Origin of the sequence: Bradyrhizobium sp. McL0616 (assembly GCF_049993385.1) — a bacterium.
GTDB lineage: Bacteria > Pseudomonadota > Alphaproteobacteria > Rhizobiales > Xanthobacteraceae > Bradyrhizobium.
The window spans coordinates 1019792-1043745 of the sequence record NZ_CP188255.1 but is presented as its reverse complement, the minus strand read 5'-3'; the positions used below and the strand labels follow the sequence as shown (position 1 = coordinate 1043745).

Annotated in this window: 24 protein-coding genes, 1 other RNA gene and 1 pseudogene; 15 read left to right on the top strand and 11 right to left on the bottom strand. The window is 64.1% G+C overall.

Features of this window, described 5'->3' with window-relative positions; translation table 11 throughout:
- Positions 1–61 precede the first annotated feature (61 nt).
- The 3 genes from ACPPVR_RS05040 to ACPPVR_RS05030 all read left to right on the top strand — a co-directional run bounded on the left by ACPPVR_RS05040 (position 62) and on the right by ACPPVR_RS05030 (position 3219).
- Complete coding sequence (locus tag ACPPVR_RS05040) at positions 62–1261, top strand: DNA recombination protein RmuC (protein ID WP_426613158.1); 1200 nt, start codon at positions 62–64, stop codon at positions 1259–1261.
- A 131-nt stretch (positions 1262–1392) separates the two neighbouring features.
- Positions 1393–1695, top strand: coding sequence for a GIY-YIG nuclease family protein (locus tag ACPPVR_RS05035; RefSeq protein WP_426613157.1), 303 nt, complete (start codon positions 1393–1395; stop codon positions 1693–1695).
- Between the two features lie 159 nt (positions 1696–1854).
- Positions 1855–3219: an AmpG family muropeptide MFS transporter gene (locus ACPPVR_RS05030; RefSeq protein WP_426613156.1), complete on the top strand. Its 1365-nt coding sequence runs from the start codon at positions 1855–1857 to the stop codon at positions 3217–3219.
- 23 nt (positions 3220–3242) lie between these two features.
- Here the strand turns inward: ACPPVR_RS05030 and ACPPVR_RS05025 are convergent, their stop codons facing one another.
- From ACPPVR_RS05025 to ACPPVR_RS05000, 6 genes are all read right to left on the bottom strand, one after another.
- The gene (locus ACPPVR_RS05025) at positions 3243–3680 is read right to left on the bottom strand and encodes a hypothetical protein (RefSeq protein WP_426613155.1); all 438 of its coding nucleotides are present in this window, start codon (positions 3678–3680) and stop codon (positions 3243–3245) included.
- 27 nt (positions 3681–3707) lie between these two features.
- Positions 3708–4310 (bottom strand): recombination mediator RecR, encoded by a 603-nt coding sequence (gene recR, locus ACPPVR_RS05020; protein ID WP_426613154.1) that lies wholly within the window; start codon positions 4308–4310, stop codon positions 3708–3710.
- 1 nt (position 4311) lies between these two features.
- Entirely contained in the window at positions 4312–4632 is a 321-nt protein-coding gene (locus ACPPVR_RS05015; protein ID WP_426613153.1) for a YbaB/EbfC family nucleoid-associated protein, read from the bottom strand.
- A gap of 23 nt (positions 4633–4655) precedes the next feature.
- Positions 4656–6497, bottom strand: coding sequence for a DNA polymerase III subunit gamma/tau (locus tag ACPPVR_RS05010; RefSeq protein ID WP_426613152.1), 1842 nt, complete (start codon positions 6495–6497; stop codon positions 4656–4658).
- A 94-nt stretch (positions 6498–6591) separates the two neighbouring features.
- Positions 6592–6688: signal recognition particle sRNA small type (gene ffs / locus ACPPVR_RS05005), an RNA gene on the bottom strand.
- Positions 6689–6794: 106 nt separating this feature from the next.
- Positions 6795–7796, bottom strand: coding sequence for a GlxA family transcriptional regulator (locus ACPPVR_RS05000; RefSeq protein ID WP_426613151.1), 1002 nt, complete (start codon positions 7794–7796; stop codon positions 6795–6797).
- Positions 7797–7900: 104 nt separating this feature from the next.
- On the opposite strand from ACPPVR_RS05000, the gene ACPPVR_RS04995 reads away from it, so the two are divergent.
- The 7 genes from ACPPVR_RS04995 (at position 7901) to ACPPVR_RS04965 (ending at position 14904) form a co-directional block, all read left to right on the top strand.
- On the top strand, positions 7901–8542 hold the full coding sequence (locus ACPPVR_RS04995) for an HD domain-containing protein (RefSeq protein ID WP_426613150.1): 642 nt from the start codon (positions 7901–7903) through the stop codon (positions 8540–8542).
- A 60-nt stretch (positions 8543–8602) separates the two neighbouring features.
- Positions 8603–10072 carry a catalase gene (locus ACPPVR_RS04990; RefSeq protein ID WP_426613149.1) on the top strand — a complete coding sequence of 490 codons (1470 nt, stop codon included), beginning with the start codon at positions 8603–8605 and terminating at the stop codon, positions 10070–10072.
- 459 nt (positions 10073–10531) lie between these two features.
- Positions 10532–11380: a transporter substrate-binding domain-containing protein gene (locus tag ACPPVR_RS04985; protein ID WP_426613148.1), complete on the top strand. Its 849-nt coding sequence runs from the start codon at positions 10532–10534 to the stop codon at positions 11378–11380.
- A 191-nt stretch (positions 11381–11571) separates the two neighbouring features.
- Positions 11572–12234, top strand: a complete 663-nt coding sequence (locus tag ACPPVR_RS04980) for an amino acid ABC transporter permease (protein ID WP_426613147.1) — start codon at positions 11572–11574, stop codon at positions 12232–12234.
- A complete protein-coding gene (locus ACPPVR_RS04975) occupies positions 12231–13025 on the top strand; it encodes an amino acid ABC transporter ATP-binding protein (protein WP_426613146.1) in 795 nt (264 codons plus the stop codon). The genes ACPPVR_RS04980 and ACPPVR_RS04975 overlap by 4 nt, the downstream gene beginning before the upstream one ends.
- Positions 13025–13780, top strand: coding sequence for an SDR family NAD(P)-dependent oxidoreductase (locus tag ACPPVR_RS04970; protein ID WP_426613145.1), 756 nt, complete (start codon positions 13025–13027; stop codon positions 13778–13780). The genes ACPPVR_RS04975 and ACPPVR_RS04970 overlap by 1 nt, the downstream gene beginning before the upstream one ends.
- The gene (locus ACPPVR_RS04965) at positions 13777–14904 is read left to right on the top strand and encodes a muconate cycloisomerase family protein (RefSeq protein WP_426613144.1); all 1128 of its coding nucleotides are present in this window, start codon (positions 13777–13779) and stop codon (positions 14902–14904) included. Before ACPPVR_RS04970 ends, ACPPVR_RS04965 begins: the two co-directional genes overlap by 4 nt.
- A gap of 31 nt (positions 14905–14935) precedes the next feature.
- Here the strand turns inward: ACPPVR_RS04965 and ACPPVR_RS04960 are convergent, their stop codons facing one another.
- Positions 14936–15892, bottom strand: a complete 957-nt coding sequence (locus tag ACPPVR_RS04960) for an IS481 family transposase (protein ID WP_426616334.1) — start codon at positions 15890–15892, stop codon at positions 14936–14938.
- Between the two features lie 243 nt (positions 15893–16135).
- Here ACPPVR_RS04960 and ACPPVR_RS04955 point away from each other — a divergent pair, with 243 nt between their 5' ends.
- The 5 genes from ACPPVR_RS04955 (at position 16136) to ACPPVR_RS04935 (ending at position 21006) form a co-directional block, all read left to right on the top strand.
- Complete coding sequence (locus tag ACPPVR_RS04955; protein ID WP_045001672.1) at positions 16136–16555, top strand: HIT domain-containing protein; 420 nt, start codon at positions 16136–16138, stop codon at positions 16553–16555.
- An 11-nt stretch (positions 16556–16566) separates the two neighbouring features.
- Positions 16567–17505, top strand: a complete 939-nt coding sequence (gene nudC / locus ACPPVR_RS04950; protein WP_426613143.1) for an NAD(+) diphosphatase — start codon at positions 16567–16569, stop codon at positions 17503–17505.
- Between the two features lie 8 nt (positions 17506–17513).
- Positions 17514–18467, top strand: coding sequence for a sugar kinase (locus ACPPVR_RS04945; RefSeq protein WP_426613142.1), 954 nt, complete (start codon positions 17514–17516; stop codon positions 18465–18467).
- Between the two features lie 67 nt (positions 18468–18534).
- Positions 18535–19044 (top strand): Lrp/AsnC family transcriptional regulator, encoded by a 510-nt coding sequence (locus tag ACPPVR_RS04940; protein ID WP_426613141.1) that lies wholly within the window; start codon positions 18535–18537, stop codon positions 19042–19044.
- Positions 19045–19536: 492 nt separating this feature from the next.
- Positions 19537–21006: a methyl-accepting chemotaxis protein gene (locus ACPPVR_RS04935; RefSeq protein WP_426613140.1), complete on the top strand. Its 1470-nt coding sequence runs from the start codon at positions 19537–19539 to the stop codon at positions 21004–21006.
- 48 nt (positions 21007–21054) lie between these two features.
- Here ACPPVR_RS04935 and ACPPVR_RS04930 read toward each other — a convergent pair whose 3' ends face one another.
- The 4 genes and pseudogenes from ACPPVR_RS04930 to ACPPVR_RS04915 all read right to left on the bottom strand — a co-directional run bounded on the left by ACPPVR_RS04930 (position 21055) and on the right by ACPPVR_RS04915 (position 23918).
- Positions 21055–22554 (bottom strand): phosphomannomutase/phosphoglucomutase, encoded by a 1500-nt coding sequence (locus tag ACPPVR_RS04930; RefSeq protein WP_426613139.1) that lies wholly within the window; start codon positions 22552–22554, stop codon positions 21055–21057.
- Between the two features lie 158 nt (positions 22555–22712).
- Positions 22713–23059: pseudogene (locus tag ACPPVR_RS04925) on the bottom strand (HepT-like ribonuclease domain-containing protein).
- Positions 23049–23387 (bottom strand): nucleotidyltransferase family protein, encoded by a 339-nt coding sequence (locus tag ACPPVR_RS04920; RefSeq protein WP_426613138.1) that lies wholly within the window; start codon positions 23385–23387, stop codon positions 23049–23051. The pseudogene ACPPVR_RS04925 and the gene ACPPVR_RS04920 overlap by 11 nt, the downstream one beginning before the upstream one ends.
- 18 nt (positions 23388–23405) lie before the next feature.
- The gene (locus tag ACPPVR_RS04915) at positions 23406–23918 is read right to left on the bottom strand and encodes a TIGR02281 family clan AA aspartic protease (RefSeq protein WP_426613137.1); all 513 of its coding nucleotides are present in this window, start codon (positions 23916–23918) and stop codon (positions 23406–23408) included.
- Positions 23919–23954: the final 36 nt, after the last annotated feature.

The window sequence follows — 23954 nt, the reverse complement described above, 5'->3', positions numbered from 1 at the left end:
ATTTACCATAAATGTTCGCTATTCGTTCGTGCGGACAGGCGAATCGGCTAGAAGGACAGGCATGAACGAGATCATTTTCCTGGCTGGCGACTGGCCGGTGCGCACCGTGGACGTGCTGATCGGCTTCGGCTCCCTCGTCCTCATCCTGCTGCTGGTGATTGCGGTGGTGATCGCCCGCTCGGGGCGGCGCGGTGCGGAACTCGCGATGGCGAATGTCATCCGGGCCGACGAACTCGAGGAGCGCGTGAGCCAGATGCTGCACGCCCAAAGCGAGGCGTCGGGCCGGGTCGACGCCATGACCCAGACGCTGGCCGGCCGTCAGGCCGACATGGCGCGCGCGGTCAACGAGCGGCTGGATTCGGTGACCCATCGCGTCGGCCAGTCCATGGAGAACACCACCCGCAACACCATGGAGAGTCTGCGCGCGCTGCACGAGCGGCTCGGCATCATCGACAGCGCCCACAAGAACCTCACCGACCTCACCACGCAGGTCACCACCTTGCGCGACGTGCTCGCCAACAAGCAGTCGCGCGGCGCCTTTGGCCAGGCGCGGATGGAGGCGATCGTCCAGGACGGTCTGCCGAAGGGCGCTTACGAATTCCAGTTCACACTCTCGACCGGAAAGCGGCCTGACTGCGTGGTGTTCCTGCCCGACCAGCGGCCGCTCTGCATCGACGCGAAATTTCCGCTGGAGGCGATGACCGCGCTGCACGACGCCCGGACCGACGAGGAGAAGCGCGTTGCCACGCAGCGGCTGCGCGGCGACGTGATGAAGCATGTCAGCGACATCGCCGACAAATATCTCGTCGCAGGCGAGACCCAGGAGATGGCGCTGATGTTCGTGCCATCGGAATCGGTCTACGCCGAGATCCACGACGGTTTCGACGACGTGATCCAGAAGGCCTATCGCGCTCGCGTCGTGCTGGTGTCGCCCTCGCTGCTGATGCTCGCGATCCAGGTGATGCAGCAGATCATGAAGGACGCGCGCATGCGCGACGCCGCCGATCAGATCCGCACCGAGGTGATCAAGCTCGGCGACGATTTGGGCCGCCTGCGCGACCGCGTGCTGAAGCTCCAGAAGCATTTTGCCGACGCCAACGAGGACGTCCGGCAAGTGCTGATCTCCGCCGACAAGATCGAGAAGCGCGCGGGACGGATCGAGGAGCTCGATTTCAGCAAGACCGACGCGCCGGAGGGGCCGCATCTGGTGGCAACGGCTGCGGCGGAGCTGTTCCCGAGGAAGCTCCAGGCGGGGGAGTAGATTTGGGCACACTGTCATGCCCCGCGAAGGCGGGGCATCGAGTACGCCGCAGCGGTTGTGATTGAATCGAGGTGCAGGTGAATACTGGATCGTCCGCCTTCGCGGACGATGACGGTTGAGAGAGACGGCAGATGGGCGCACGCTGCTACTACATCTACATTCTCGCCAGCAAGATCGGCGGAACGCTGTATATCGGCGTGACGAACGATCTCATCCGCCGCGTGGCGGAACATAAATCCAAGCTCATCGAGAGTTTTACCGAAAAGTACGATGTCGCCCGGCTCGTCTATTTCGAACAGTTCGACGATCCGGAAAATGCGATCAAACGAGAGAAGCTTCTTAAGAAGTGGAACAGAGCCTGGAAGATTCGTTTGGTCGAGAAGCAAAATCCGAATTGGGACGATCTTTATCCAGGAATAGCCGGGCCGCCATAGCGCTGTCATGCCCCGCGAAGCGGGGCATCCAGTACGCCGCGGCAGGAGTGATTGAACCGAGGCGCTGGTGAGTACTGGATCGTCCGCCTTCGCGGACGATGACACTGAGAGGGCGACGACAGCTCCCTTGTGGCCGCCAGAATCTGCTAACACCTCCCCATGACCGCACCCGACGCGACCTCCCCCGCCGCGACCTCCGCCCCCGCCCCGTCCTGGCGCGACAGCCTTGCCGTGTACCTGCAGCCGCGGGTGCTGATCGTGCTGTTCCTCGGCTTCTCCTCCGGGCTGCCGCTGGCGCTGTCGGGCTCGACGCTGCTGGTGTGGATGCGGGAGGCCGGGGTCGATCTCAAAACCATCGGGCTGTTCGCGCTGGTCGGCACGCCCTACACGCTGAAATTTTTGTGGGCGCCGCTGGTGGACGCGCTGCATGTGCCGCTGTTCACGCGCACCTTTGGGCGGCGGCGCGGCTGGCTGCTGTTCTCGCAGCTGCTGCTGATCATCGCGATCCTGCTGCTGGCGCTGACCGATCCCGCGCGCTCGCCGTTCTATGTCGCGCTTGGCGCTCTGCTGGTGGCGACGACGTCGTCGACGCAGGACATCGTGGTCGATGCCTTCCGTGTCGAGAGCCTGCCGGAGAGTGAGCAGGCCGCCGGCATGGCGGCCTACGTCGCGGCCTATCGCATCGGCATGCTGGTCTCGACCGCAGGCGCGCTGTTCATCGTCTCGGGCTTCGAGGGCACCGGCATCCCGCGTGCGTCGGCCTGGATGTGGGGCTATGTGGTGATGGCGGCGATGGTGCTGATCGGGACGATCACCGCGCTGGCCGCGACCGAACCGGAGCAATCGGTGCGCACCGAAGCGGCGACGCAAGAAGAGACCGCGTTCGCGCGCGTGCTCAATGCCGCGATCGGTGCCTTCTCGGAATTCCTGTCGCGCAAGGACGCGCTCGCCGCACTCGCCTTCGTGGTGCTGTTCAAGTTCACCGACGCCTTCTCTGGAACGATGACCGCGCCGTTCGTGATCGACCTCGGCTTCACCCGCAACGACTATGCGGCGATCGTGAAAGGCGTCGGCCTCGCGGCGACACTGATCGGCGGTTTTGTCGGCGGTTTTTTCGCGCGGCGTTATCCGCTTGCGACCAGCCTCTGGATCGGCGGCGCAGTGCAGGCGCTGGCGAACCTCTCCTTCTCCTGGCTCGCGGTCGCAGGCGCCAGCCAGTGGGCACTCGCCTTCGCCATCACGTGCGAGAATTTCACCAGCGCCATCGGCACGGTGATCTTCGTCGCCTATCTTTCGGCGCTTTGCCAGAACCCGCTGCACACGGCGACGCAATATGCGCTGCTCACCGCTCTTGCGGCGGTGGGGCGGACGTATCTCTCGTCAGGTGCCGGCTTCGTGGCTGATACGACCGGCTGGCCGCTGTTCTTCATGATCTGCGTGCTGGTGGCGATCCCGAGCCTGGTGCTGCTGACATGGCTGCAGAAGCGCGGGCATTTTGAGGCGCTGGGGCCGGTGCGGGTGTAGGCGGAGAGAGCGTCCCGCTCTCCCTACTGCTTCCTGACCAAGCTCCACTTCGTGACCACGGCTTCGCTCATCTGGCCGGGATCGCTGGCGCAGGCGACCTCGTCGACCTTGACCGAGATTTCCTTGCCGACGAACGACTTCAACTGCGTGGCCTGCGCGTCGCTGGAGGTGACGAGCTGGAAGGTCTCAGGGCCGGTCTCGAGATTGCACAGCCCGCTCGGCGCCGGCAGGCGGCGCGGCTCGGAGGTGATCTGGTAGGTCGCGATCCGCTTGCCGACGTTCTTGACGTCGCGCACTTTCAATGCGGTCAGCTCGCCCGACAGCACCTCGCCGGTGTTGATCGGCTTGCCGGGCTTCGACGGCGGCATTGCCTCGCCGTCCTGCTGCGCGGAGACGGCCGGGGTCACCACACTCATCATCATCGCGACCAAAGCCAGCCGTTTGGCGAATCGTTTCGTCATGTCATCCGTTCCGTAAAGTCTGGATTGCTAGAACAGGGTCCGCTGCCGCATCGCGGCCGATAGCGTCCCTTCATCGAGATAATCAAGCTCGCCACCGACCGGCACACCATGAGCCAGACGGGTTACTTTTACGTTGGCGTCCTGGAGCAGGTCGGTGATGTAATGCGCCGTGGTCTGGCCGTCGACCGTCGCATTCAGCGCCAGGATGACTTCGTGCACCTCGGCGGCATGCGCACGGGCGACCAGCGCGTCGATGGTGAGGTCCTGCGGACCGACACCGTCGAGCGGCGACAAGGTCGCACCGAGCACGTGGTAGCGCCCATGCGTCGCATTGGCCCGCTCCAGCGCCCAGAGGTCGGCGACATCAGCCACGACCACGATGATGGATGGATCGCGCTTCGGATCGATGCAGACCGTGCAGGGATTTTGCGTGTCGATGTTGCCGCAAGTCTTGCAGACCTGGACCTTTTCGAGAGCCACTTGCATGGCCGAGGACAGCGGCATCATCAGCGCTTCGCGCTTCTTGATCAGATGCAAGGCCGCGCGCCGCGCGGAGCGCGGACCGAGGCCCGGCAGCCGCGCGAGAAGCTGGACCAGCCGCTCGATTTCAGGACCTGCAACCGCGCCCATATTATTGGCCGAACAGCCCCGGCGGCAGGCCGAGCCCGCCGGTGAGCGATTGCATCTTCTCCTGCATCGCCGTCTCCGCCTTGCGGCGGGCGTCACCGAAGGCGGTAACCAGCAGGTCCTGAAGCACCTCGCACTCTTCCGGCTTCATCAGCGAGGGATCGATCGTCACGCTCTTCACGTCCATCTTCGCGGTCATGCGCACGGCGACGAGGCCGCCGCCGGAGATGCCTTCGACCTCGACATTGGCGAGCTCGTCCTGCATCGCCTGCATCTTGGATTGCAGCTGCGCCGCCTGCTTCATCATGCCGAGAAAATCAGCCATGGGTGCTTGTCCTCAAAACTGGCTCAGAGATCGTCGTCGCCGTCGGAACCGTCGGGCGGATCGTCACTGCCATAGTCTGCGTTAATATTGGATTCCGGCGTCTCGGGGGCAAGCCTGCGGACCTCGACGACCTTCGCACCCGGAAAACGCGACAGCACCTCCTGCACGCGCGGATCGGCCTCGGCGCTGCGCGCATGCTCCTGCTTGGCGGCCTGGTTGACCGAGCGCAGCGTCGGCTGGCCCTGCTCGTTGGAGACGATCACGGTCCAGCGCCGACCGGTCCAGAGCTCGAACTTGCGGGCGAGTTCGGAGATCATGGTCTTGGCGGCATTGGGCTCGAGCGCGACCTCGAGCCGGCCTTCCTCGAAACGAACGAGGCGCATGTCGCCTTCGAGCGCGCCCTTCGTCAGGAGGTCGCGCTTCTGGCCGGCGAGCGCGACCAGCTGGGTAAAGCTCGTGATGCGTAGCGCGGGGGCAGCAGCTTGCGGGTCCGGCGCGGGCGCCGCCATCTGCGGACGGGCACCGCCGCCGAACGATGACGGCGATGAAGTCGGCATACGAACGGGCGCCGCGGAGGCAACTGGTGCTGCCGGCGCGCTGCGCACAGCACTGCCGCCGCTCACGACCGGCGAGCCGCCGCCGTTCTGCTCCAGCATTTTGATGGCTTCGTCTGGTGTCGGCAGGTCGGCGACATAGGCGATGCGCACCAGCACCATCTCGGCGGCCGCCGCGGGACGCGTCGCGGCCTGCACCTCGGTGATGCCCTTGAGCAGCATCTGCCACATCCGCGACAGCACGCGCATCGAGATTTTCGAAGCAAACTCGCGCGCGCGCACGCGTTCGGTCTCGCCATAGGCGACATTGTCGGCGGTCGCCGGCACGATTTTCACGCGGGTGACGAAGTTGACGAATTCGGCGAGATCCGAAAGCACGACGATGGGATCGGCGCCAACATCGTACTGGTCGCGAAATTCCTTGAAGGCAGCCGCAATGTCGCCGCGCGCGAGCGAATCGAAGAGATCGATCACACGGGTGCGATCGGCGAGGCCGAGCATCTGCCGGACGGCATCGGCCTTCACGGTGCCTGCCGCATGCGCGATCGCCTGGTCGAGCAACGACAGTGAGTCGCGCACGGAGCCCTCCGCAGCGCGCGCGATGATGCCGAGCGCCTCCGGTCCGATCTCGACGTTTTCCTTCCCAGCAATGCTGGCGAGGTGCTTCATCAGCACGTCGGCCTCGACGCGGCGGAGGTCAAAACGCTGGCAGCGCGACAGCACGGTCACCGGAACTTTCCGAATCTCCGTCGTCGCGAACACGAATTTGGCGTGCTCCGGCGGTTCCTCAAGCGTCTTCAGGAAGGCGTTGAACGCCGCCGTCGACAGCATGTGGACTTCGTCGATGATGTAGACCTTGTAGCGCGCGCTGGCCGGCGCGTAGCGCACGCTGTCATTGATCTGGCGGACGTCGTCGACGCCGGTGTGCGACGCCGCGTCCATCTCCAGCACGTCCATGTGCCGGCTTTCCATGATCGCCTGGCAATGCACACCTAGCGTCGGCATGTGGACGGTCGGGCCCTTCACCGATCCGTCCGGCATCTCGTAGTTGAGCGCACGGGCGAGGATACGCGCAGTGGTGGTCTTGCCGACGCCGCGGACGCCGGTGAGGATCCAGGCTTGCGGAATGCGCCCGGTCTCGAACGCATTTGAGACGGTGCGGACCACGGCCTCCTGGCCGATCAGATCGTCGAAAGAGGAAGGGCGGTATTTGCGTGCCAGCACCCGATAGGGGGTGCCGGGCTGGGCGCCGAGCGCAAAGCCAGCCTGGCTGGCGCTATCGGAATTGGGAGGGGCGCCAGCGTCGGTCATCGGTCGATCCGCAATGAAATGTCTCTCACCGGCTTTTGCGGAAAGGAGCGCGCTGGCGGCTCAAGCCGCCGGCGCAATTCGCTCGAAAAAACAAGTAGGAGACTGACGAGCGACCCGATCCGGACCTCGTTAGGGCTGCTTCCTTCCGGACCTGACCCGGTTGGCGAGTGGCTCGTCCACCGCCAATCTCCCGGTCTCTATTTGGGGCCAAAAGGGCGGGAAAGCAAGCGGGGATCCACGGGATACCGCATGGCCGGCGGAAGCATCCATGCGCCGAATCAGGCCGCATGAAACCGGTCAGGACAGGTGCTTTGGAACCTCCGCGATGTGCGCGAACCGCTTGCGATATTCCGCGGGTGTCACCCCGACGTGGCGGGCGAAGGCACGCCGCAAGGTATCTGCGTCGGCGAAACCACAATGGGTCGCGACTTGCTTGGGCGCGTCATGGCCAAGCTCAAGCAGCCGCCTTGCAGCATTGACGCGCGCCTCCTCGACCCAGGTCGCAGGCGTGATGCCGACTTCGGCCCTGAACAGCCGCGCAAAATGCCGCGCGCTCAGCTCCATGCGCTTGGCCAGACTCGCAACGCTATGATCCAGCCCGGGGTTGGCGGCAACCCAACGCTGCAGCTCCTGGAGCGCGGCGCGGCCGGCGGGGACCGCCTCGCCCTTGCGGGTGAACTGCATCTGCCCGCCCGGGCGCTTGAAGAACATCACGAGTTGGCTGGCGACCCTCATCGCAATCTCGCGCCCGAGATCTTCCTCCACGAGCGCAAGCGACAGATCGAGCCCCGCCGTCACGCCTGCCGCCGTGCGTAGCTTGCCGTCAGTCACATAGAGCGCATCCGCTTCCACGGTCACCGAGGGAAATCTTTCAGCGAGCCGGTCCGCTAGCGCCCAATGCGTGGTGACCCGCCTGCCGTCGAGCAGACCCGCGGCCGCAAGGAAGAAAGCCCCGCTGCACACCGAGCCGAAGCGACGGGTCCTCGCGGCACGGCGGCGAAGCCAATCGACCACCGCGCCGTCCGCCGGCACGTCAGCCGCGTTCGGACATCCCGCGACGAGCAGCGTGTCGATGGGCTCCTGGAAGTCGCGGTCGATGATCCGGTCGGGCATCAGCCGGACGCCCGAGGAGCTGCGGATCGGTCCCGGCGCCGCCCCCGCCACGAACAGCACATAGGCCGTATGGCCGGCCTGCACATTCGCTTCTGCGAACACGTCCAGAGGTCCCGCGACGTCGAGAAGCTGCACCCCTGGCAGCGCCACGATCACGACCGTTCTTGGTTTCGGATGAGCACCCATGTCCGCCTCGGTCCCATTTTGTCCGTTCTAGACGTGTTACGTTAATTGCAGACGCGATAGCAGGAATTTAGCGTGGCAGCCATCCGATAATTCAGGAGAACGTCATGCCGAAAATCACCGAAGGCGCCGCCGTCCCCGATGGCAGACTGGCGCGCGCCATTACCGAATATATCCGCGACAGCGAGACAGAGCTGCTCTTCAACCATTCCAGCCGCGTCTACCATTTCGGTGCGCTGGCCGGCATCCGCCGCGGGCTGAACTTCGACCGCGAGCTGCTTTATGCCGGCGCCATGTTTCACGACATCGGCCTGATGCCGGGCCACGGCAGCAAGCACGAGCGGTTCGAGGTCGATGGCGCGCACGCCGCGCGCGATTTCCTGCGCAGCCATGGCATCTCCGAACAGGACGCCACCACGGTCTGGACCGCGATCGCGCTGCACACTACGCCAAGCATTCCCCAACACATGCATCCGGTCGTGGCCCTGGTGACCGCGGGCGTCGAGATGGACGTTCTCGGCCTCACCTACAAGGAATATTCCGACGCTGAACGCGACGCGGTCGTGCACGCGTTTCCGCGAACGCCACGCTTCAAGGAAGACATCATCCAGGCGTTCTACGACGGCATCAAGCATCGGCCGGATACGACGTTCGGCAACGTCAAGGCCGACGTGATCGCCGACAAGGAGCCGCATTTCCATCGCGGCAATTTCTGCAGCGTCATCCGCAATTCCCATTGGCATAGCTGAACCGCTTCGCCCGGATTCCAGCCGCCCTCATCCCGCAAATGATCGATCAGGATTACCCACATGAGTGACAAGCCCCCTTATCTCACCCACGCCACCGGCGCTCCGGTCAGCGATAACCTCAACATCATGACCGCAGGTCGCCGCGGGCCGGCGCTGCTACAGGATATCTGGTTGATCGAGAAGCTTGCGCATTTCGACCGGGAAGTCATTCCCGAGCGACGCATGCACGCCAAGGGATCCGGCGCCTTCGGCACCTTCACCGTGACCCACGACATCACGCACCACACCAAAGCGAAGATATTCTCCGAGGTCGGGAAGCAGACGCCGATGTTCGCGCGCTTCTCGACAGTCGCCGGCGAGCGTGGCGCCGCCGACGCCGAGCGGGACATCCGCGGCTTCGCACTGAAGTTCTACACCGAGGAAGGCAACTGGGACATGGTGGGCAACAACACCCCGGTGTTCTTCTTTCGCGATCCGTTGCGGTTCCCCGATCTCAATCACGCGATCAAGCGCGACCCTCGCACCGGAATGCGCAGCGCCGACAACAACTGGGATTTCTGGACCCTGTTGCCGGAAGCGTTGCACCAGGTCACCATCGTCATGAGCGAGCGTGGCATTCCGCAAAGCTATCGCCACATGCACGGCTTCGGAAGCCACACCTACAGCTTCATCAACGCCGCCAACGAACGGACCTGGGTGAAGTTTCACTTCCGCACGCAGCAGGGAATTGAAAACCTGAGCGATGCCGAAGCAGAATCCCTGGTCGGCAAGGATCGCGAGACCCACCAGCGCGATCTGTTCGAGAGCATCGAGCGTGGCGATTTCCCGCGTTGGACACTGCTCGTGCAGATCATGACCGACGATCAGGCCAAGGCGCTTGCCTTCAACCCGTTCGACCTGACCAAGATCTGGCCGAAGGCGGAGTTTCCACTGGTCGAGGTCGGCTATTTCGAGCTGAACCGCAATCCGGAAAATGTCTTCGCCGAGGTCGAACAGGCATCCTTCTCGCCCGCCCATGTCATACCGGGTATCGGCTTCTCGCCCGACAAAATGCTGCAGGCACGGCTGTTCTCCTACGGGGATGCAGCGCGCTACCGCCTCGGCGTCAACCATCATCTGATCCCGGTCAATGCGCCGAAATGTCCGTATCACAGCTACCACCGCGATGGCGCAATGCGGACGGACGGCAATCTGGGCAGAACTCCGACCTATTTCCCGAACAGCCGCGGCGAATGGGCGGACCAGCCGGACCTCAACGAGCCCCCGCTCGAGATCGACGGCGCGGCCGCGCATTGGGATCATCGTGTCGACGACGACCACTACCAGCAGCCGGGCGACTTGTTCCGCAAGATGAACGCGGCGCAGCGGCAAGCCTTGTTCGACAACACGGCGCGCGGCGTCGGCGGGGCCGCGGTCCATATCCAGGAACGTCACCTTGCCAACTGCACCAAGGCCGATCCTGCCTACGGCGCTGGCGTCCGCGAAGCGCTGACACGACTTGCAACTGTCCGCACCAAGTCCGCGAAATAGGATCGGTCGATCGGCGAACGGCGCTGTATCGTGCCGTTCGCCTGACGCGCCGGCGTCGGCTGCCTTCGCTCCGGAGGCCACGGGCGATCGTTCGCATTCTTAGAGCGAGCCACCGAAGCCTCTCAATTTCCTCGCGAAATACCTCGAGTCGACCGCTCGGTGGTCCCTGGCGGATCGCCGCGGCACTCCTGCCGCAACGCGCAGACGCGGACATTCGCCTCTGAATGCGTCAAGCCGATAGGCTCCGTGCCTATCTTCGAGGCCCCGCACATCCTTGAGGCATTCGAGTCTTGACACGGCCCGCCCGCCAGCGCCTTTCTATGAAATCCTGCCAGAACCGAAACAAAGGGCGCGCGAAAATCCGATCCAGAGCATTTTTCAGCCGGCCGACGTCGACTGATGGGCGAGTTCTTCGCGCGAGCCACCACCTTTATCCAACCAGAAAAGCGATCCCTCAAAATGGTTACACGTCGTGATGTCGCATCGATTGTCGGACTTGGCGCGATGACTGCGGCCGCACTGGCCGCCCCGGCCGTGGCCCAGACCGCAGCGGATACCAACGAATCAACCTTTGCCCGCATCCGCCGCACCAAGAAGATGCGGATCGGCGCGGTCGGCGGCGGCGCGCCCTATTACATGAAGGACCTCGCCAGCGGCCAGTGGAAGGGCTTTTACGTCGACATCGCCAAGGCGCTTGCCGACGACATGGAAGCCGAGCTCGACATCACCGAAACCACCTGGGGCAATTCGGTACTCGATCTCCAGGCCAACAAGATCGACATCTTCTTCGGCCTCAACCCGACCCCGAAGCGCGCGCTGGTGGTCGATTTCTCGGTGCCCGTGTTCAACAACGCCTTCGGCATTCTCTGCAAGAAGGACTTCAAGCCGAAGAGCTGGGCCGAGCTGAACTCGCCCGACGTCAAGATCGCCGTCGACCAGGGCTCGTCGCACGACCAGGTCGTCAGCCGACTGACGCCGAAGGCGCAGATCTCGCGCCTGAAGACCGCCGACGACGCCACCGCCGCGCTCCAGACCGGCCGCGTCGACGCGCAGTGCCTGATTACCATGCTGTCGCTGACGGTGCTGAAGAAGAACCCCTCGCTCGGCCAGTTCGTGCTGCCGACGCCGATCTTCGCCACCACGTCGAATGCCGGCTTCCGCCGCGAGAACGACAAAACGTTTCGCGACTACGTCAACACCTGGATCGACTTCAACAAGGGCCTCGGCTTCATCCGCAACGCGATCATCACCAACATGGAGCTAGTGGGCGTGACGGAAGCCGACATTCCGCCGGGCGTTTCGCTGTAAGGTGTGATGAGCGCTTGAAGTATCCGCACCGTCATGGCCGGGCTTGTCCCGGCCATCCACGTCTGACCTGCGGCATCAAGAACGTGGATGCCCGGGACATAGGCGAGCGGAAGCGACGCCGTCCTTCGGACGGCTACGCCCGGGCATGACGACGAGCTTCGGAACTGACATCGGGTACGAGTAAAACACGCATGTATCAGTGGGACTTCGGCATCCTCTGGAGCTATCGCTGGCTCTTTCTCAACGGCCTTGGCGTCACCGTCGGCTTCACTGTGGTCATCGTCGTGCTCGGACTGGTGTTCGGTCTGTTCGGCGCGTTCGGCAGCCTGTCCCGTTTTAGAGCGGTGCGCCTGCTCGCCCTCACCTTCATCGAGGCGTTCCGCTGCACGCCGATCCTGGTGCAGCTGATCTGGTTCTATTACGCGCTGCCGATCCTGGCCGGCGTCGAAATGACGCCGATCACGGCCTCGGCACTGGCGCTCTCGCTCTATGGCGGCTCGTTCTATTCGGAGATCATCCGCGGCGGCATCATCTCGATCGACCGCGGCCAGTCCGAAGCCGGCGCCGCGCTCGGCATGACGCCGGGCCAGGCGATGCGGCGTATCGTGCTCCCGCAGGCGATCAAGCGCATGATCCCGGCGCTGATGAACCAGTCGATCATCCAGTTCAAGAACACCTCGCTGGTCTCGGTGCTGGCGGTGCCTGATCTGGTCTATCAGAGCCAGGTCGCCGCGCATGACAGCTACCGGCCGCTCGAGACCTACACGGCCGTCGCGGTCGCCTATGCGGCGATCCTGATTCCCCTGACCATCCTCGCGCGGCGCGGCGAAAAGCGACTGGCGGTCGGCGAATGAGCGACACGTCAAAAATCGAGATCCGCGGCCTGCGCAAGAGTTTTGGCAGCAACGAAGTCCTGAAGAACATCAGCCTCGACGTCGCCAAGGGCGGCGTTGTGGCGCTGATCGGCCCATCCGGCTCCGGCAAGTCGACGCTGCTCCGCTGCATCAATCTCCTCGTGGAGCCCGACGGCGGCAGCGTCCGTGTCGGCGACACGCGCTTTGCGTTCGGCGAGGGCGCGAAGCTGCCGGACGTGAAGACGCTGGCAAAATTCCGCGCCACCACCGGCATGGTGTTCCAGCATTTCAACCTGTTCCCGCACATGACAACGCTCCAGAACGTGATGGAGGGGCCGGTCACGGTGCGGCGGATGGCCAAGGCGGACGCCGAGAAGCTCGCGCGCGCGCAGCTCGCAAAAGTCGGGCTTGCGGAGAAGGCCGACCAATATCCGGCGACGCTTTCCGGGGGGCAGAAGCAGCGCGTCGCGATCGCGCGCGCGCTGGCCATGGAGCCGGACGTGATGCTGTTCGACGAGGCGACTTCGGCGCTCGATCCTGAGCTCGTCGGCGAGGTGCTCGCCGTGATCCAACGGCTCGCGTCCGAGGGCATGACCATGGTGATCGTGACCCACGAGATTGCGTTTGCCCGCGAGGTCGCCGACCGCCTCATCTTCATGCGCGACGGTGTCGTCGTCGAGGAAGGCGCGGCGCGGCAGGTGATCGACAATCCGCAGGAAGCCGCGACGCGCGCCTTCCTCAGCCATTTCCACCGCACCGGCGCATTGCCGCCGGCCAACGCAGCACCGTGATGCCTGATATCGATCGTGTCTATCTCGTCACCGGCGCCGCCAGCGGCATCGGCCGCGCCACCGCAAAATTGCTCGCAGCTCCCGGCACCGCGCTGTTGCTGCACACCCGCTCGAATGCGGTCGGTCTCGACGCCACCGCGGCAGAGGCCGAAGCGCAAGGCGCTGTGGTGGCAAAGTGCCTCGGCGATCTTGCCGAGGAAGCAGCGATCCTTGATGCCGTCGCCGCGACACAAAAGGCATTCGGTCGCCTCGACGGATTGATCCTGGTTGGCGGCCACGCCCGCCGCGGCAGTGCCATCGGCACGCCGGCGGACCAATTCCGGCAGGCGATGGACGAGTCGGCGCTGGCCTTCACACGGCTGGTTGACGCCGCGCTTCCACTGCTGCGCGCCGGGCGCGACGCGCGGATCGTGGCGGTATCGTCATTCGTGGCACATGCGATCCGGCCGGAATTCGCGCCCTTCGCGGCAACCGCTGCGAGCCGAGCCGCGCTGGAGGCGCTGGTGCGCCTCACCGCGGTCGAGCTCGCCAGGGATGGAATCACCGTCAACGCGGTTGCGCCGGGCCTCATCATCAAGGACAAGCCGAGCGAGAGCAGGCTGTCGCCTGAGCAGATTGCGGCAACGGAAGCCCTGATCCCGATGCGCCGTCGCGGACGGCCGGAGGAAGTGGCCGACATCATCGCCTTCCTGGCGTCAGCGAAAGCATCTTACGTCACGGGCCAGGTCTGGCACGTCAATGGAGGCCTGACATGACCGAAGCGACCATTGAGCGGCTTCGACTGTTCCTGATCGAAAGCCCGATCAAGATGGCGCGCCTCCAGGGTGTCGGCAACGTCAAGGGCACGGTGAAGCGCGTGCTGGTCGAGCTCACGGCGAGCGACGGCGTGATCGGCTGGGGTGAAGCTGCGCCCTGGGAGGTGTTCACGGGGACGCCGGAAGCAGCCTTTTCTGCGCTCGACATCTATCTGCGGCCGATCGTGCTCGGCAAACCGGTGCGCCGCATCCGCGCGCTGATGGCCGAGCTCGATCGCGCGCTGGTCGGACATGCCGAGGCCAAGGTCGCGATCGAGATGGCGCTGCTCGACATCGTCGGCAAATCGTCGGGGCTTTCGGTCGCTGACCTGCTCGGCGGCCGCGTGCGCGACACCATCCCACTCTCGTTCTCGATCGCCGATCCGGATTTTGCCGCCGACCTCGAGCGCATGCGGAAAATGGTTCCGGACGGCAACGTCATCTACAAGGTCAAGACCGGCGTGAAGCCGCATCGCGAGGACCTCGACCACCTCGAGGCGATCCGCAAAGAGTTCGGCGACAAGGTCGATCTGCGCGTCGACTACAACCAGGCGCTGGCGCCGTTCCGCGCCATCAAGATTTTGCGCGACGTCGAGCAGTTTTCGCCGACCTTCATCGAGCAGCCGGTGCCGCGCAAATATCTCGACGTGATGGCACAGCTCACCGCCGCGCTGGAAACGCCAGTGCTCGCCGACGAAAGCTGTTTTGATCGCCGCGACATGATGGAAGTCGTGCGGCGCGAGGCGGCCGACGCGGTCTCGATCAAGCTGATGAAGGCAGGTGGCCTGTTCGAGGCGCAGGCGATCATGGCGATCGCCGACATCGCCGGCCTGCCCGGCTATGGCGGCACGCTGTGGGAGGGCGGCATCGGCCTCGCCGCCGGCACCCAGCTGATCGCGGCGACGCCGGGCATCTCGCTGGGCTGCGAATTCTACATGCCGCATCATGTCTTGACCGAGGACGTGCTCGAAGAGCGCGTCGCCAACCGCGGCGGCCATGTCGTTGTGCCCGACGGTCCCGGCCTTGGCATTCGCGTGAGTGAGGCCTCAGTTCGCGCCAATGCGCGGGTGTTGGCGGAGGGGTAGACGACCGCCGCCAATTCGCTGTCGTCCCGGCCTAGTTGTGGAGCCTCAAGAGGTTGTCCCCGGTCAAACCGAGCCTGCTGATCGGCGTTTGAGATTTTATACCACCGTGGGGTCGGTGCCAGTTGTATTGGTGCAGCCAGATCGGCAGCTGTTGGGCGCGCCGATCTGATGTTGGATACGCTTTGGCGTAAGCCCATTCCCGAAGTGCGGTCTGGATGAAGCGCTCGGCCTTGCCGTTTGTTCTCGGCGTGTAAGGCTTGGTGCGGATGTGCTTGATGCCCAGGTCCCCGCAAGCATCGCGGAAGGCGAAGGACTGATAGCAACTGCCATTGTCGGTCATGACGCGCGTAACGGTGACGCCGAGGCTTTTGTAATAGGCCACAGCTGCCTTGAGAAAGGGAACAGCGCTGTCCGCCGTCTCGTCAGGCTTGATCTCGGAGAAGGCGACGCGGGAATGGTCGTCAATGCAGACGTGGACGAAATCCCAGCCGGCGCCGCGGCTCTTGTTCGGACCACTCGGATCGCCGGTGATGCGGTGGCCGACACGCTGGAAACGCCCGAGCTTTTTGATGTCGATGTGAATGATCTCGCCCGGGGTCTCGCGCTCGTAGCGGCGTTCCGGCTCGGCCGGCTGCAGATCCCGTATCCGGTTCAAGCCCAAACGGCGCAGGACACGGCTGACGGTGGCCGGCGACACCTCGACCTCGGCTGCGATCTGCTTCCCGGTGTGGCGCTGCCGGCGCAAGGCCTCGATGACCGTGCACGTGGCTGGCGGGGTTTGGCTCGGCGATGAATGGGGTCTGGAGGAGCGATCACGCAACCCTTCCACACCTTCTGCGCGGAAGCGCTTGACCCACTTGGCGACGGTCTTCGGTGTCGTGTTGAACAGGTCAGCTGCGTCGGCCTGGCTCAGCCCGCCCTCCACCACGCTTCGAACCATCGCCTCTCGACCTTTGGGTGTCAAAGGCGCATTCTTGTGGACGTTCATCTGGTCTCTCCTTGGAACACTGAAGCTTCGCAACCTCAGCTTCCTCGGTTCAGACCAGATGGACAACCTCCTGAAAGACCACACCTAGTGCGCAATTGCGCACTGGGCCGAGACGACAACAGAGCATGCGGCCCCTGCGGCCCCGATCCTTCCCCTATCGGAATCGGTATCGTATGGTCGGGCCAAATATTCAGGGGTTCCGCCCCGCCAAGCCCGCCCCCATCGGGCCATCCGGAAACCTTCATGTCTGATCCCGCCTGGTCGCTGCACTCCCGCCTGAAAGAGGACACCATCGACATCGGCGATTTGCCGCTGTCGAAGGTGCTGGTTATCAAGGACGCGCATTATCCGTGGCTGCTGCTGGTGCCGCGACGCTCCGATGCGGTCGAGATCATCGATCTCGACGAAGTCCAGCAGGCGCAGCTGATGACCGAGATCTCCCGCGTCTCGCGCGCGCTGAAGGAAATCACCCAATGCGACAAGCTCAACATCGCGGCGCTCGGCAACCTCGTGCCGCAGCTTCACGTCCATATCATCGCGCGCCGCACCAGTGACGCCGCCTGGCCGCGGCCGGTCTGGGGCGTGATGAAGCCGTTGGCGCACGACGCCACCGAGGTGCAGAATTTCATCAGCGCGCTTCGCCGAAAAATCTGGTTGGGTTGAAAGAACAAGAAATGTCAGCATTCGACTCGTTTCCGCTGGGGCAACCAGCCTTCGTCACCGACGTCCTCGACCGCGCGGCGCATTTGCGCCGCGATGATGAAAAGCTGTTCGCGATGGAGCAGAAGCCGTCATCGCGCGCCTATGTCGTCTATCGCGACTCTCTGCTGGTGAAGCGCGAGGGCGAGAAAGCGCGCGCACTGCTGTCGATCGACGAGGCAGTGAAGTGCGGCGCCAATCCCGGCACGATCTTTCTGGGCCTGCGCGATGGCGCCGCGATTTTCGGCATGGGGATGCCGCAGGCCGCTGCCGAGAAGCTGATCGGGCGCGAGGACTACACCGTCACCGAGCTGCGCGGCATGGCGATGCAGGGCGCGATCCCACCGCAAGAGCTCTCGGCGATCGCGATGGCGAAGTCGATGGTGGGTTGGCACCAGCGCCACGGCTATTGCGCCAATTGCGGCACGCGCAGCGCGATGAAGGAAGGCGGCTGGAAACGCGAATGCCCTGCTTGCAAGGCCGAGCATTTTCCGCGCACCGATCCGGTCGTGATCATGCTGGTGGCGTCCGGCGAAAAATGCCTGCTCGGCCGCCAGAAGCAGTTTCCGCCGGGCATGTATTCCTGCCTCGCCGGCTTCGTCGAGGCTGCCGAAACGATCGAGGATGCGGTGCGCCGCGAGATCCTCGAAGAGTCCGGCATAAGCTGCACCGACGTGCAGTATTACATGACCCAGCCCTGGCCCTATCCGTCATCGCTGATGATCGGTTGCAGTGCGCGGGCGCTGAACGAGGACATCGTCGTCGACCACTCCGAGCTTGAAGACGCGCGCTGGTTTACGCGCGAGGAGGCGGCCCTGATGCTGACGCGGACCCATCCCGACGGGCTCGCCGGTCCGCATCCTTTCGCCATCGCGCATCATCTGCTCGGCCGCTGGGTGCACGACAAGAGCTGAGACCGCCGATGGCTGAATCAGGGATCGCGCCGCGTATCCTCTGCATCGGCATTCCCGTGCGCGACCTGACCTTTCGCGTCGAGGCCGTGCCCGAGCGCGGCAGCAAGGCCAACGCCAGCCATCTCGCCGAGAGCTGCGGCGGCAACGCGCTCAATGCCGCGATTGCCATTGCGCGGCTCGGCGGCCGCGCGGCATTCGCAGGTCCCATGGGCGACGCGCTGGAGACGTCGAGCCGTTTCATTCTCGATCGGATGGCCACCGAGGGCATCGAGACCACGCATATCGTGCGCATGCCGGGACTGATGACGCCGGTCTCGGCGATCATGATCGAGCCCTCCGGCGAGCGAACCCTCACCATCTATCGCGATCCCGCTCTGTGGGACGTGAAGCTGCCGGATGCCGACGAACTGCTGGCCGATTGTCAGGCTGTCCTCGTCGAGAGCCGCTGCGCCTCGTTCTGCATCGATCTCTGCGCCGAAGCGCGCCGACGCGGCATTGCCGTCATCGTCGGCGTCGACCGCGCGATGGCACTCACTGACGGCCTGCTCACGGCCGCCTCGCATCTGCTGTTCTCCAGCGACCAGGTGCAGGAGACCGCGGGCATTGCTGACGATGGCGAGGCGTTGAAGCACCTGGCCGGGCTGACGCCGGCCTTCCTCGCCGCCACCCGCGGCCCGCGCGGCACGATCTGGCTGAACGAAGCCGGCGCGCTCGAGGAGATGCCGGCCTTTCCAATCCAGGCGGTTGATACGCTCGGTGCCGGGGATGCCTTTCAGGCCGCCTTCACGCTTCGCCTCAGCGAGGCCGCCGACATCCGGGAGGCGCTGCGATTCGCCGCGGCCGCCGCAGCGCTGAAATGCACCCGCCATGGCGGCGGCATGTCTGCACCGCAACGTATTGAAGTGGAAGAGTTTTTACGCAGGCACCCAGGATCCAGCCTAAGCCGACAGCCGAGATTATAGACTTGCGATAGAAGATTTTTCTCTATATGAGGGAAACCAGCCCTCATAATGGAACAAAGTTCTTCAGATGACTGACCTCGCTGTCCAACTCCCAGAGACCAGCCGCCGCCTCGACGCCATCGACCGCAAGATTCTGATGGTGCTCCAGGACGATGCCTCCCTGTCCGTCGCCGAAATCGGCGACCGCGTCGGGCTGTCCTCCACCCCCTGCTGGAAGCGCATCCAGCGCCTGGAGGCCGACGGCGTGATCATCAAGCGGGTGGCGCTCGTCGACCAGAACAAGATCGGGCTCGGCATCTCCGTGTTCGTGTCGGTGGAGAGCTCCGACCATTCCGACGCCTGGCTCAAGAAGTTCGCCGAGGCCGTCAGCGCCATGCCCGAGGTGATGGAATTCTATCGCATGGCCGGCGACGTCGACTACATGCTGCGCGTCGTGGTCGCGGACATGCAGGCCTATGACATATTCTACAAGAAGCTGATCAGCGCGGTGCCGCTGAAGAACGTCACCTCGCGCTTCGCGATGGAGAAGATCAAGTCGGTCACGGCGCTGCCGATCCCGGCCGTGGTGGCGGCTTAAAGTTCTTCTCGGCTCAACTTCATCTGATTGAGATCAGCGGCGGAAACGCCGCTGATCTCATATTGCCACGACTCTCACGTCGCTCGGTATCTCGGTAAGGAAGCGTTTACCGGGAATTAGCTTCGCACGCCTACCTTCGCAGCATGGATGGGGAGACGGCGATTCTGCCTCGGCGGTGGCCTGCCTGGGTGAATGCGGCAGCGTTGCTGCTCGCAGGCTGGATCGTGCTCGCTATCCTCACCTTACAGGTTCGTCCGGGTACGACAGTCGTCGCAGTTGCATTCCCGCCATGGTGGAGCTCGCAGCAGGCTTTTGAAGCTGTGGGAGCAGCCGAGGCGGCCATCGTACGGGGTACGGCCTTTGCCACCCTTCTCGTCGTCCGCCCGGATGACCATGACGGACTGTCCCGCCTGCATCAGGCGGGCGCCTGGTTCGTCATGGACGCGCAAGCGGTTTCAGCATGCTTTGGCAGATAGTTCTGGGGATGATGACATGAGTGTCGAAAACGACGGACTGGAAGCACTGCGCCAGACCACCAGCAAGATCCTCGTCGCAGTGTTCTGGCTGCACGTGCCGATCAGCATCACGATCGCACTGGCGCTCGGCAAGGGCTGGCTGATCCCGGCCCTCTTCATGGCGGCTTTCGCACTGGCCGCGACCTTGTCGTGGCGGCTGTCGGGCAACGGGCTCTCCACGCGCCTCGTGTTCGCGGTCGTCCTGATGAGCGGCGTGTCGATGTTCACCTGGCAGTTGGAAGGACGTCCCTGGCAGATCGACATGCACATGTATTTCTTCGCGGCGCTGGCCTGCCTCGTCGCCTATTGCGACTACCGGCCGCTGGTCGCGGCAACCGCTGCGGTCGCGCTGCATCACCTCGCACTGAACTTCCTGCTGCCCGCGGCGATCTATCCCGGCGGTTCCGATCTCGGCCGCGTCGCGCTTCACGCTGTGATTCTGCTGATCGAGGCCGGCGTGCTGATCGCGCTGGCCCACAAGCTGCAGGAGCTGTTCGAAACCACGGCGGTGAAGACGGCCGAAGCCCAAACTGCGATGGCGGCGGAAGCGCGCGCCAACCAGGAACGCGGCGAGGTCGAGCAGCGTGCCAAGCAGGATCGCGAGGCCGCCAAGCAGCGGGTCGCGACCAATTTCGAACGCAGCATCGGCGGCATCGTCGAGGCGGTGGCGATCGCCGCCGGCGAGGTGCAAAAACTGTCGTCGTCGATGAGCAGCAACAACGCGGACACCGCGCGCCAGACAACGGCCGCGGCCGCGGCCTCGAACCGGGCTTCGAGCAATGTCGAGACAGTTGCCGCCGCGACCGAGGAGCTGACCGCGTCGGTCGGCAGCATCACGCAGCAGGTCGCGCGCTCCGCCGAGATCGCAGCCAAGGCAGCCAACGAAGCACGCCGCACCAATCAGGTTGTCGAGGGTCTTGCCAGCGGCACGCAGAAGATCGGCGAGGTCGTCACCCTCATCCAGAACATCGCGAGCCAGACCAATCTGCTGGCCCTCAACGCCACCATCGAGGCGGCCCGCGCCGGCGAACATGGCAGGGGATTCGCGGTGGTCGCAAGCGAAGTCAAGGCGCTGGCGAACCAGACCGCAAAGGCGACCGAGGAAATCTCGGCGCAGATCCAGAGCATTCAGGGCGCGACCAGCGAGGCCGTCAACGCCATCCAGGCGATCGGCGCGACCATCGCCGAGATCGACGAAATCTCCGGCCAAATCTCGACCGCCGTCGATCAACAGGGGCTGGCAACGCGCGAGATCGCCGGCAGCCTGCAAGAGGCCGCGACTGGCACCCGCGAAGTGAACGACAGCATTTCCGGCGTCAGCAAGGCATCGGATCAGGCGGGCGCGGCCGCCTCGAAGATGCACGAAGCCGCCGCCGGACTGTCATCGCAGTCCGAGCGCCTCAAGACCGAGGTCGACGGCTTCCTGGGCTGGCTGCGGACGGCTTAGACCGCCGCCCGCGCCTGACCGCGCTCCGTTCACGGAGCGCATGGGCCATCAGATCTTCTGGTTGTACTCGCCGACTTCGGGATGGGTGCGCAGCACGCTATTCACCATCTCGAACATGTCGTGCATGCGCTGCTCCGACACCGGGCTCTCGACCACCACGACGAGCTCGGGCTTGTTGGAGGAGGCGCGCACCAGGCCCCAACTGCCGTCCTCGACGGTGACGCGCACGCCGTTGACGGTGACGAGATCGCGGATCGATTGGCCGCCGATCTTGACGCCCTTCGCGTGCAAGTCCTCAAAGTGCTTCACCACCTTGTCGATGACGCCGTATTTCACTTCATCGGCGCAATGCGGCGACATCGTCGGCGACGACCAGGTTTTCGGCAGCGCGTCCTTCAGATCGGCCATCGACTTGCCCGGCGCGCGGTCGAGCATGTCGCAGATCGCGATCGCGGAGACCAGGCCGTCGTCGTAGCCGCGGCCATACGGCTTGTTGAAGAAGAAGTGGCCCGACTTCTCGAAGCCCGCGAGCGCGCCCATCTCGTGGGTGCGGCGCTTCATGTAGGAATGGCCGGTCTTCCAATAGGCGACTTTCGCACCCTGCTTCTGCAACACCGGATCGGTGACGAACAGGCCGGTCGACTTCACGTCGACGACGAATTGCGCGTCCTTGTGGATCGCGGACATGTCGCGCGCCAGCATCACGCCGACCTTGTCGGCAAAGATCTCTTCGCCGGTGTTGTCGACAACGCCGCAGCGATCGCCGTCGCCGTCGAAGCCGAGGCCGACATCGGCCTTGTGCTGCAGCACCGCGTCGCGGATCGCGTGCAGCATCTCCATGTCTTCGGGGTTCGGATTGTATTTCGGGAAGGTGTGGTCGAGCTCGGTGTCGAGCGGGATCACCTCGCATCCGATCGCTTCCAGCACCTGCGGCGCGAATGCGCCGGCCGTGCCGTTGCCGCAGGCCGCGACGACCTTGAGCTTGCGCTTCAGCTTCGGACGACTGGTGAGATCGGCGATGTAGCGCGCCGGATAGTTCTCGTGGAATTGGTAGGAGCCGCCGGCCTTGTTCTTGAAATCGGCGTTGAGCACGATCTCCTTCAGCCGCGTCATCTCGTCGGGACCAAACGTCAGCGGACGGTTGGCGCCCATCTTCACGCCAGTCCAGCCATTGTCGTTGTGCGAAGCGGTGACCATGGCGCAGCAGGGCACGTCGAGATCGAACTGCGCGAAATAGGCCATCGGCGTCACCGCGAGCCCGATGTCGTGCACCTTGCAGCCCGCCGCCATCAGGCCGGAGATCAGCGCGTATTTGATCGAGGCCGAATAGCCGCGGAAATCATGACCGGTGACGATCTCCTGGCTGACGCCGAGCTCCGTGATTAGCGCACCCAGCCCCATGCCGAGCGCCTGGATCCCCATCAGGTTGATTTCTTTCTGGAACAGCCAGCGCGCGTCGTATTCGCGAAAGCCGGTCGCCTTCACCATCGGCTCGGATTCGAAGGCATAGGTGTTGGGCAGCAACACGGATTTCGGCTTGGGGAACATTGAGACGATCTCGCGAAAATGGCGGAAGTTGATGCAGCCTTAGCGAATGCCAGGCCGCAGCGGAAGGTGGGAATGAAGGCTTATGGCGGATAATTGCGGCAGTTTGGCAACGGGAAACGTTCGCCTACGGAGAGATCAGCATATCTGGCAAAGACCGCTTAACCCCGGAGGCGCGCAATCTCCTCTTCGACGACCGCCCCCAGAGGTGGGAGGGCCCGTTGAACGGTCTCCCCCACGAAATGAGCTGCGACATCTTCATAATTGTGACGATAGACATTTGCCGCGGCCGCCATCTGCTTCCATGCGATCGCCGGATGCATTGCTTTCAAATCTTCGGGCAGCGTCGTGATGCTTCCGAGATGATTTCGAGGCATCGGGTGACCGCGTACACCGATTTCAGATCTGCCGTGAAAACGTCGCGATCAAAACCCAGGGCGAACCCCACCGCCAAATCGATGTGATGCAGGATATCCCGAAGCGTCCCGTCGGTGCGATCAGAAGGCATAGACGGCATGAGCTGTCGCGGCGGAGACGACGTATGACTTCAGGCTGTCGCGGTTGACGACATCAACCGGCCCGTCGAACAGATTGGTGATGTATTCCTTCAGCTCGACGTAATCGAAGACCGTAATCCGCGCATTCGGATCGATCTCGACCATGATATCAACATCGCTGCCGGAGTGATTTTCGCCCCGGGCCACCGAACCAAACAACGCGGCATGCAAAACGCCCCGCTCGCGCAGAGCAGGCTCGGACCTTCGAGGATGGCTATCGCATCGGGGCTGTTCATGGCCGGAATATATCACGCCGCTCGCGCCGGCGGGAGGCCTCATCCGGCCCCCGAAAGGCCCTTACTGCTCCAGCACCATCTGGCCGTTGGCGTATTCAAAACGCTTCAGGCGGGAAAGGAAGGATAGGCCGAGCAGGTTCTCCGACAGCGCTTCGTCCGGAAGCACCATGGCATCGACGTCGCGCACGATGAGGCCGCCGACATCGAGCATTGCGATGCGGGCGCGCGCGGCCTTGATGGTGCCGTTGGCGGTGGAGACGGAGGCGTTGTACTCGCTGCGCGAGGGGCGAAGTCCGAAGCGAGCGGCCGAGGTCTCGTTCAGCGCGACCACCGAGGCGCCGGTGTCGATCATGAAACCGATGCGCTGGCCATCGATGCGGCCGTCCGCCTGGAAATGACCACGGCCATCGCGGGAAATGGCGAGGCTGCGCCCGCCGGCCGGCGCCGTCGACGCAACCGCAATCGTCGTGCGCGGCGCTGACGTGGCAGAGGCGGAGCTCATCCTGTCCGCCATCTGCGCCATGAAGGTGCCGAGCCCGATCATGATGGCCGCGAAGATCATTATGTTACGCATGACACCACTCGGAACCGAAAGCACGATTTGACCACG

Bases quoted from the DNA above. Each gene is read 5' to 3' on its own strand.
- ACPPVR_RS05040 (WP_426613158.1), top strand. From the start codon at position 62: ATGAACGAGATCATTTTCCTGGCTGGCGACTGGCCGGTGCGCACCGTG.
- ACPPVR_RS05035 (WP_426613157.1), top strand. From the start codon at position 1,393: ATGGGCGCACGCTGCTACTACATCTACATTCTCGCCAGCAAGATCGGC.
- ACPPVR_RS05030 (WP_426613156.1), top strand. From the start codon at position 1,855: ATGACCGCACCCGACGCGACCTCCCCCGCCGCGACCTCCGCCCCCGCC.
- ACPPVR_RS05025 (WP_426613155.1), bottom strand. From the start codon at position 3,680: ATGACGAAACGATTCGCCAAACGGCTGGCTTTGGTCGCGATGATGATG.
- recR (WP_426613154.1), bottom strand. From the start codon at position 4,310: ATGGGCGCGGTTGCAGGTCCTGAAATCGAGCGGCTGGTCCAGCTTCTC.
- ACPPVR_RS05015 (WP_426613153.1), bottom strand. From the start codon at position 4,632: ATGGCTGATTTTCTCGGCATGATGAAGCAGGCGGCGCAGCTGCAATCC.
- ACPPVR_RS05010 (WP_426613152.1), bottom strand. From the start codon at position 6,497: ATGACCGACGCTGGCGCCCCTCCCAATTCCGATAGCGCCAGCCAGGCT.
- ACPPVR_RS05000 (WP_426613151.1), bottom strand. From the start codon at position 7,796: ATGGGTGCTCATCCGAAACCAAGAACGGTCGTGATCGTGGCGCTGCCA.
- ACPPVR_RS04995 (WP_426613150.1), top strand. From the start codon at position 7,901: ATGCCGAAAATCACCGAAGGCGCCGCCGTCCCCGATGGCAGACTGGCG.
- ACPPVR_RS04990 (WP_426613149.1), top strand. From the start codon at position 8,603: ATGAGTGACAAGCCCCCTTATCTCACCCACGCCACCGGCGCTCCGGTC.
- ACPPVR_RS04985 (WP_426613148.1), top strand. From the start codon at position 10,532: ATGGTTACACGTCGTGATGTCGCATCGATTGTCGGACTTGGCGCGATG.
- ACPPVR_RS04980 (WP_426613147.1), top strand. From the start codon at position 11,572: ATGTATCAGTGGGACTTCGGCATCCTCTGGAGCTATCGCTGGCTCTTT.
- ACPPVR_RS04975 (WP_426613146.1), top strand. From the start codon at position 12,231: ATGAGCGACACGTCAAAAATCGAGATCCGCGGCCTGCGCAAGAGTTTT.
- ACPPVR_RS04970 (WP_426613145.1), top strand. From the start codon at position 13,025: ATGCCTGATATCGATCGTGTCTATCTCGTCACCGGCGCCGCCAGCGGC.
- ACPPVR_RS04965 (WP_426613144.1), top strand. From the start codon at position 13,777: ATGACCGAAGCGACCATTGAGCGGCTTCGACTGTTCCTGATCGAAAGC.
- ACPPVR_RS04960 (WP_426616334.1), bottom strand. From the start codon at position 15,892: ATGAACGTCCACAAGAATGCGCCTTTGACACCCAAAGGTCGAGAGGCG.
- ACPPVR_RS04955 (WP_045001672.1), top strand. From the start codon at position 16,136: ATGTCTGATCCCGCCTGGTCGCTGCACTCCCGCCTGAAAGAGGACACC.
- nudC (WP_426613143.1), top strand. From the start codon at position 16,567: ATGTCAGCATTCGACTCGTTTCCGCTGGGGCAACCAGCCTTCGTCACC.
- ACPPVR_RS04945 (WP_426613142.1), top strand. From the start codon at position 17,514: ATGGCTGAATCAGGGATCGCGCCGCGTATCCTCTGCATCGGCATTCCC.
- ACPPVR_RS04940 (WP_426613141.1), top strand. From the start codon at position 18,535: ATGACTGACCTCGCTGTCCAACTCCCAGAGACCAGCCGCCGCCTCGAC.
- ACPPVR_RS04935 (WP_426613140.1), top strand. From the start codon at position 19,537: ATGAGTGTCGAAAACGACGGACTGGAAGCACTGCGCCAGACCACCAGC.
- ACPPVR_RS04930 (WP_426613139.1), bottom strand. From the start codon at position 22,554: ATGTTCCCCAAGCCGAAATCCGTGTTGCTGCCCAACACCTATGCCTTC.
- ACPPVR_RS04920 (WP_426613138.1), bottom strand. From the start codon at position 23,387: ATGAGGCCTCCCGCCGGCGCGAGCGGCGTGATATATTCCGGCCATGAA.
- ACPPVR_RS04915 (WP_426613137.1), bottom strand. From the start codon at position 23,918: ATGCGTAACATAATGATCTTCGCGGCCATCATGATCGGGCTCGGCACC.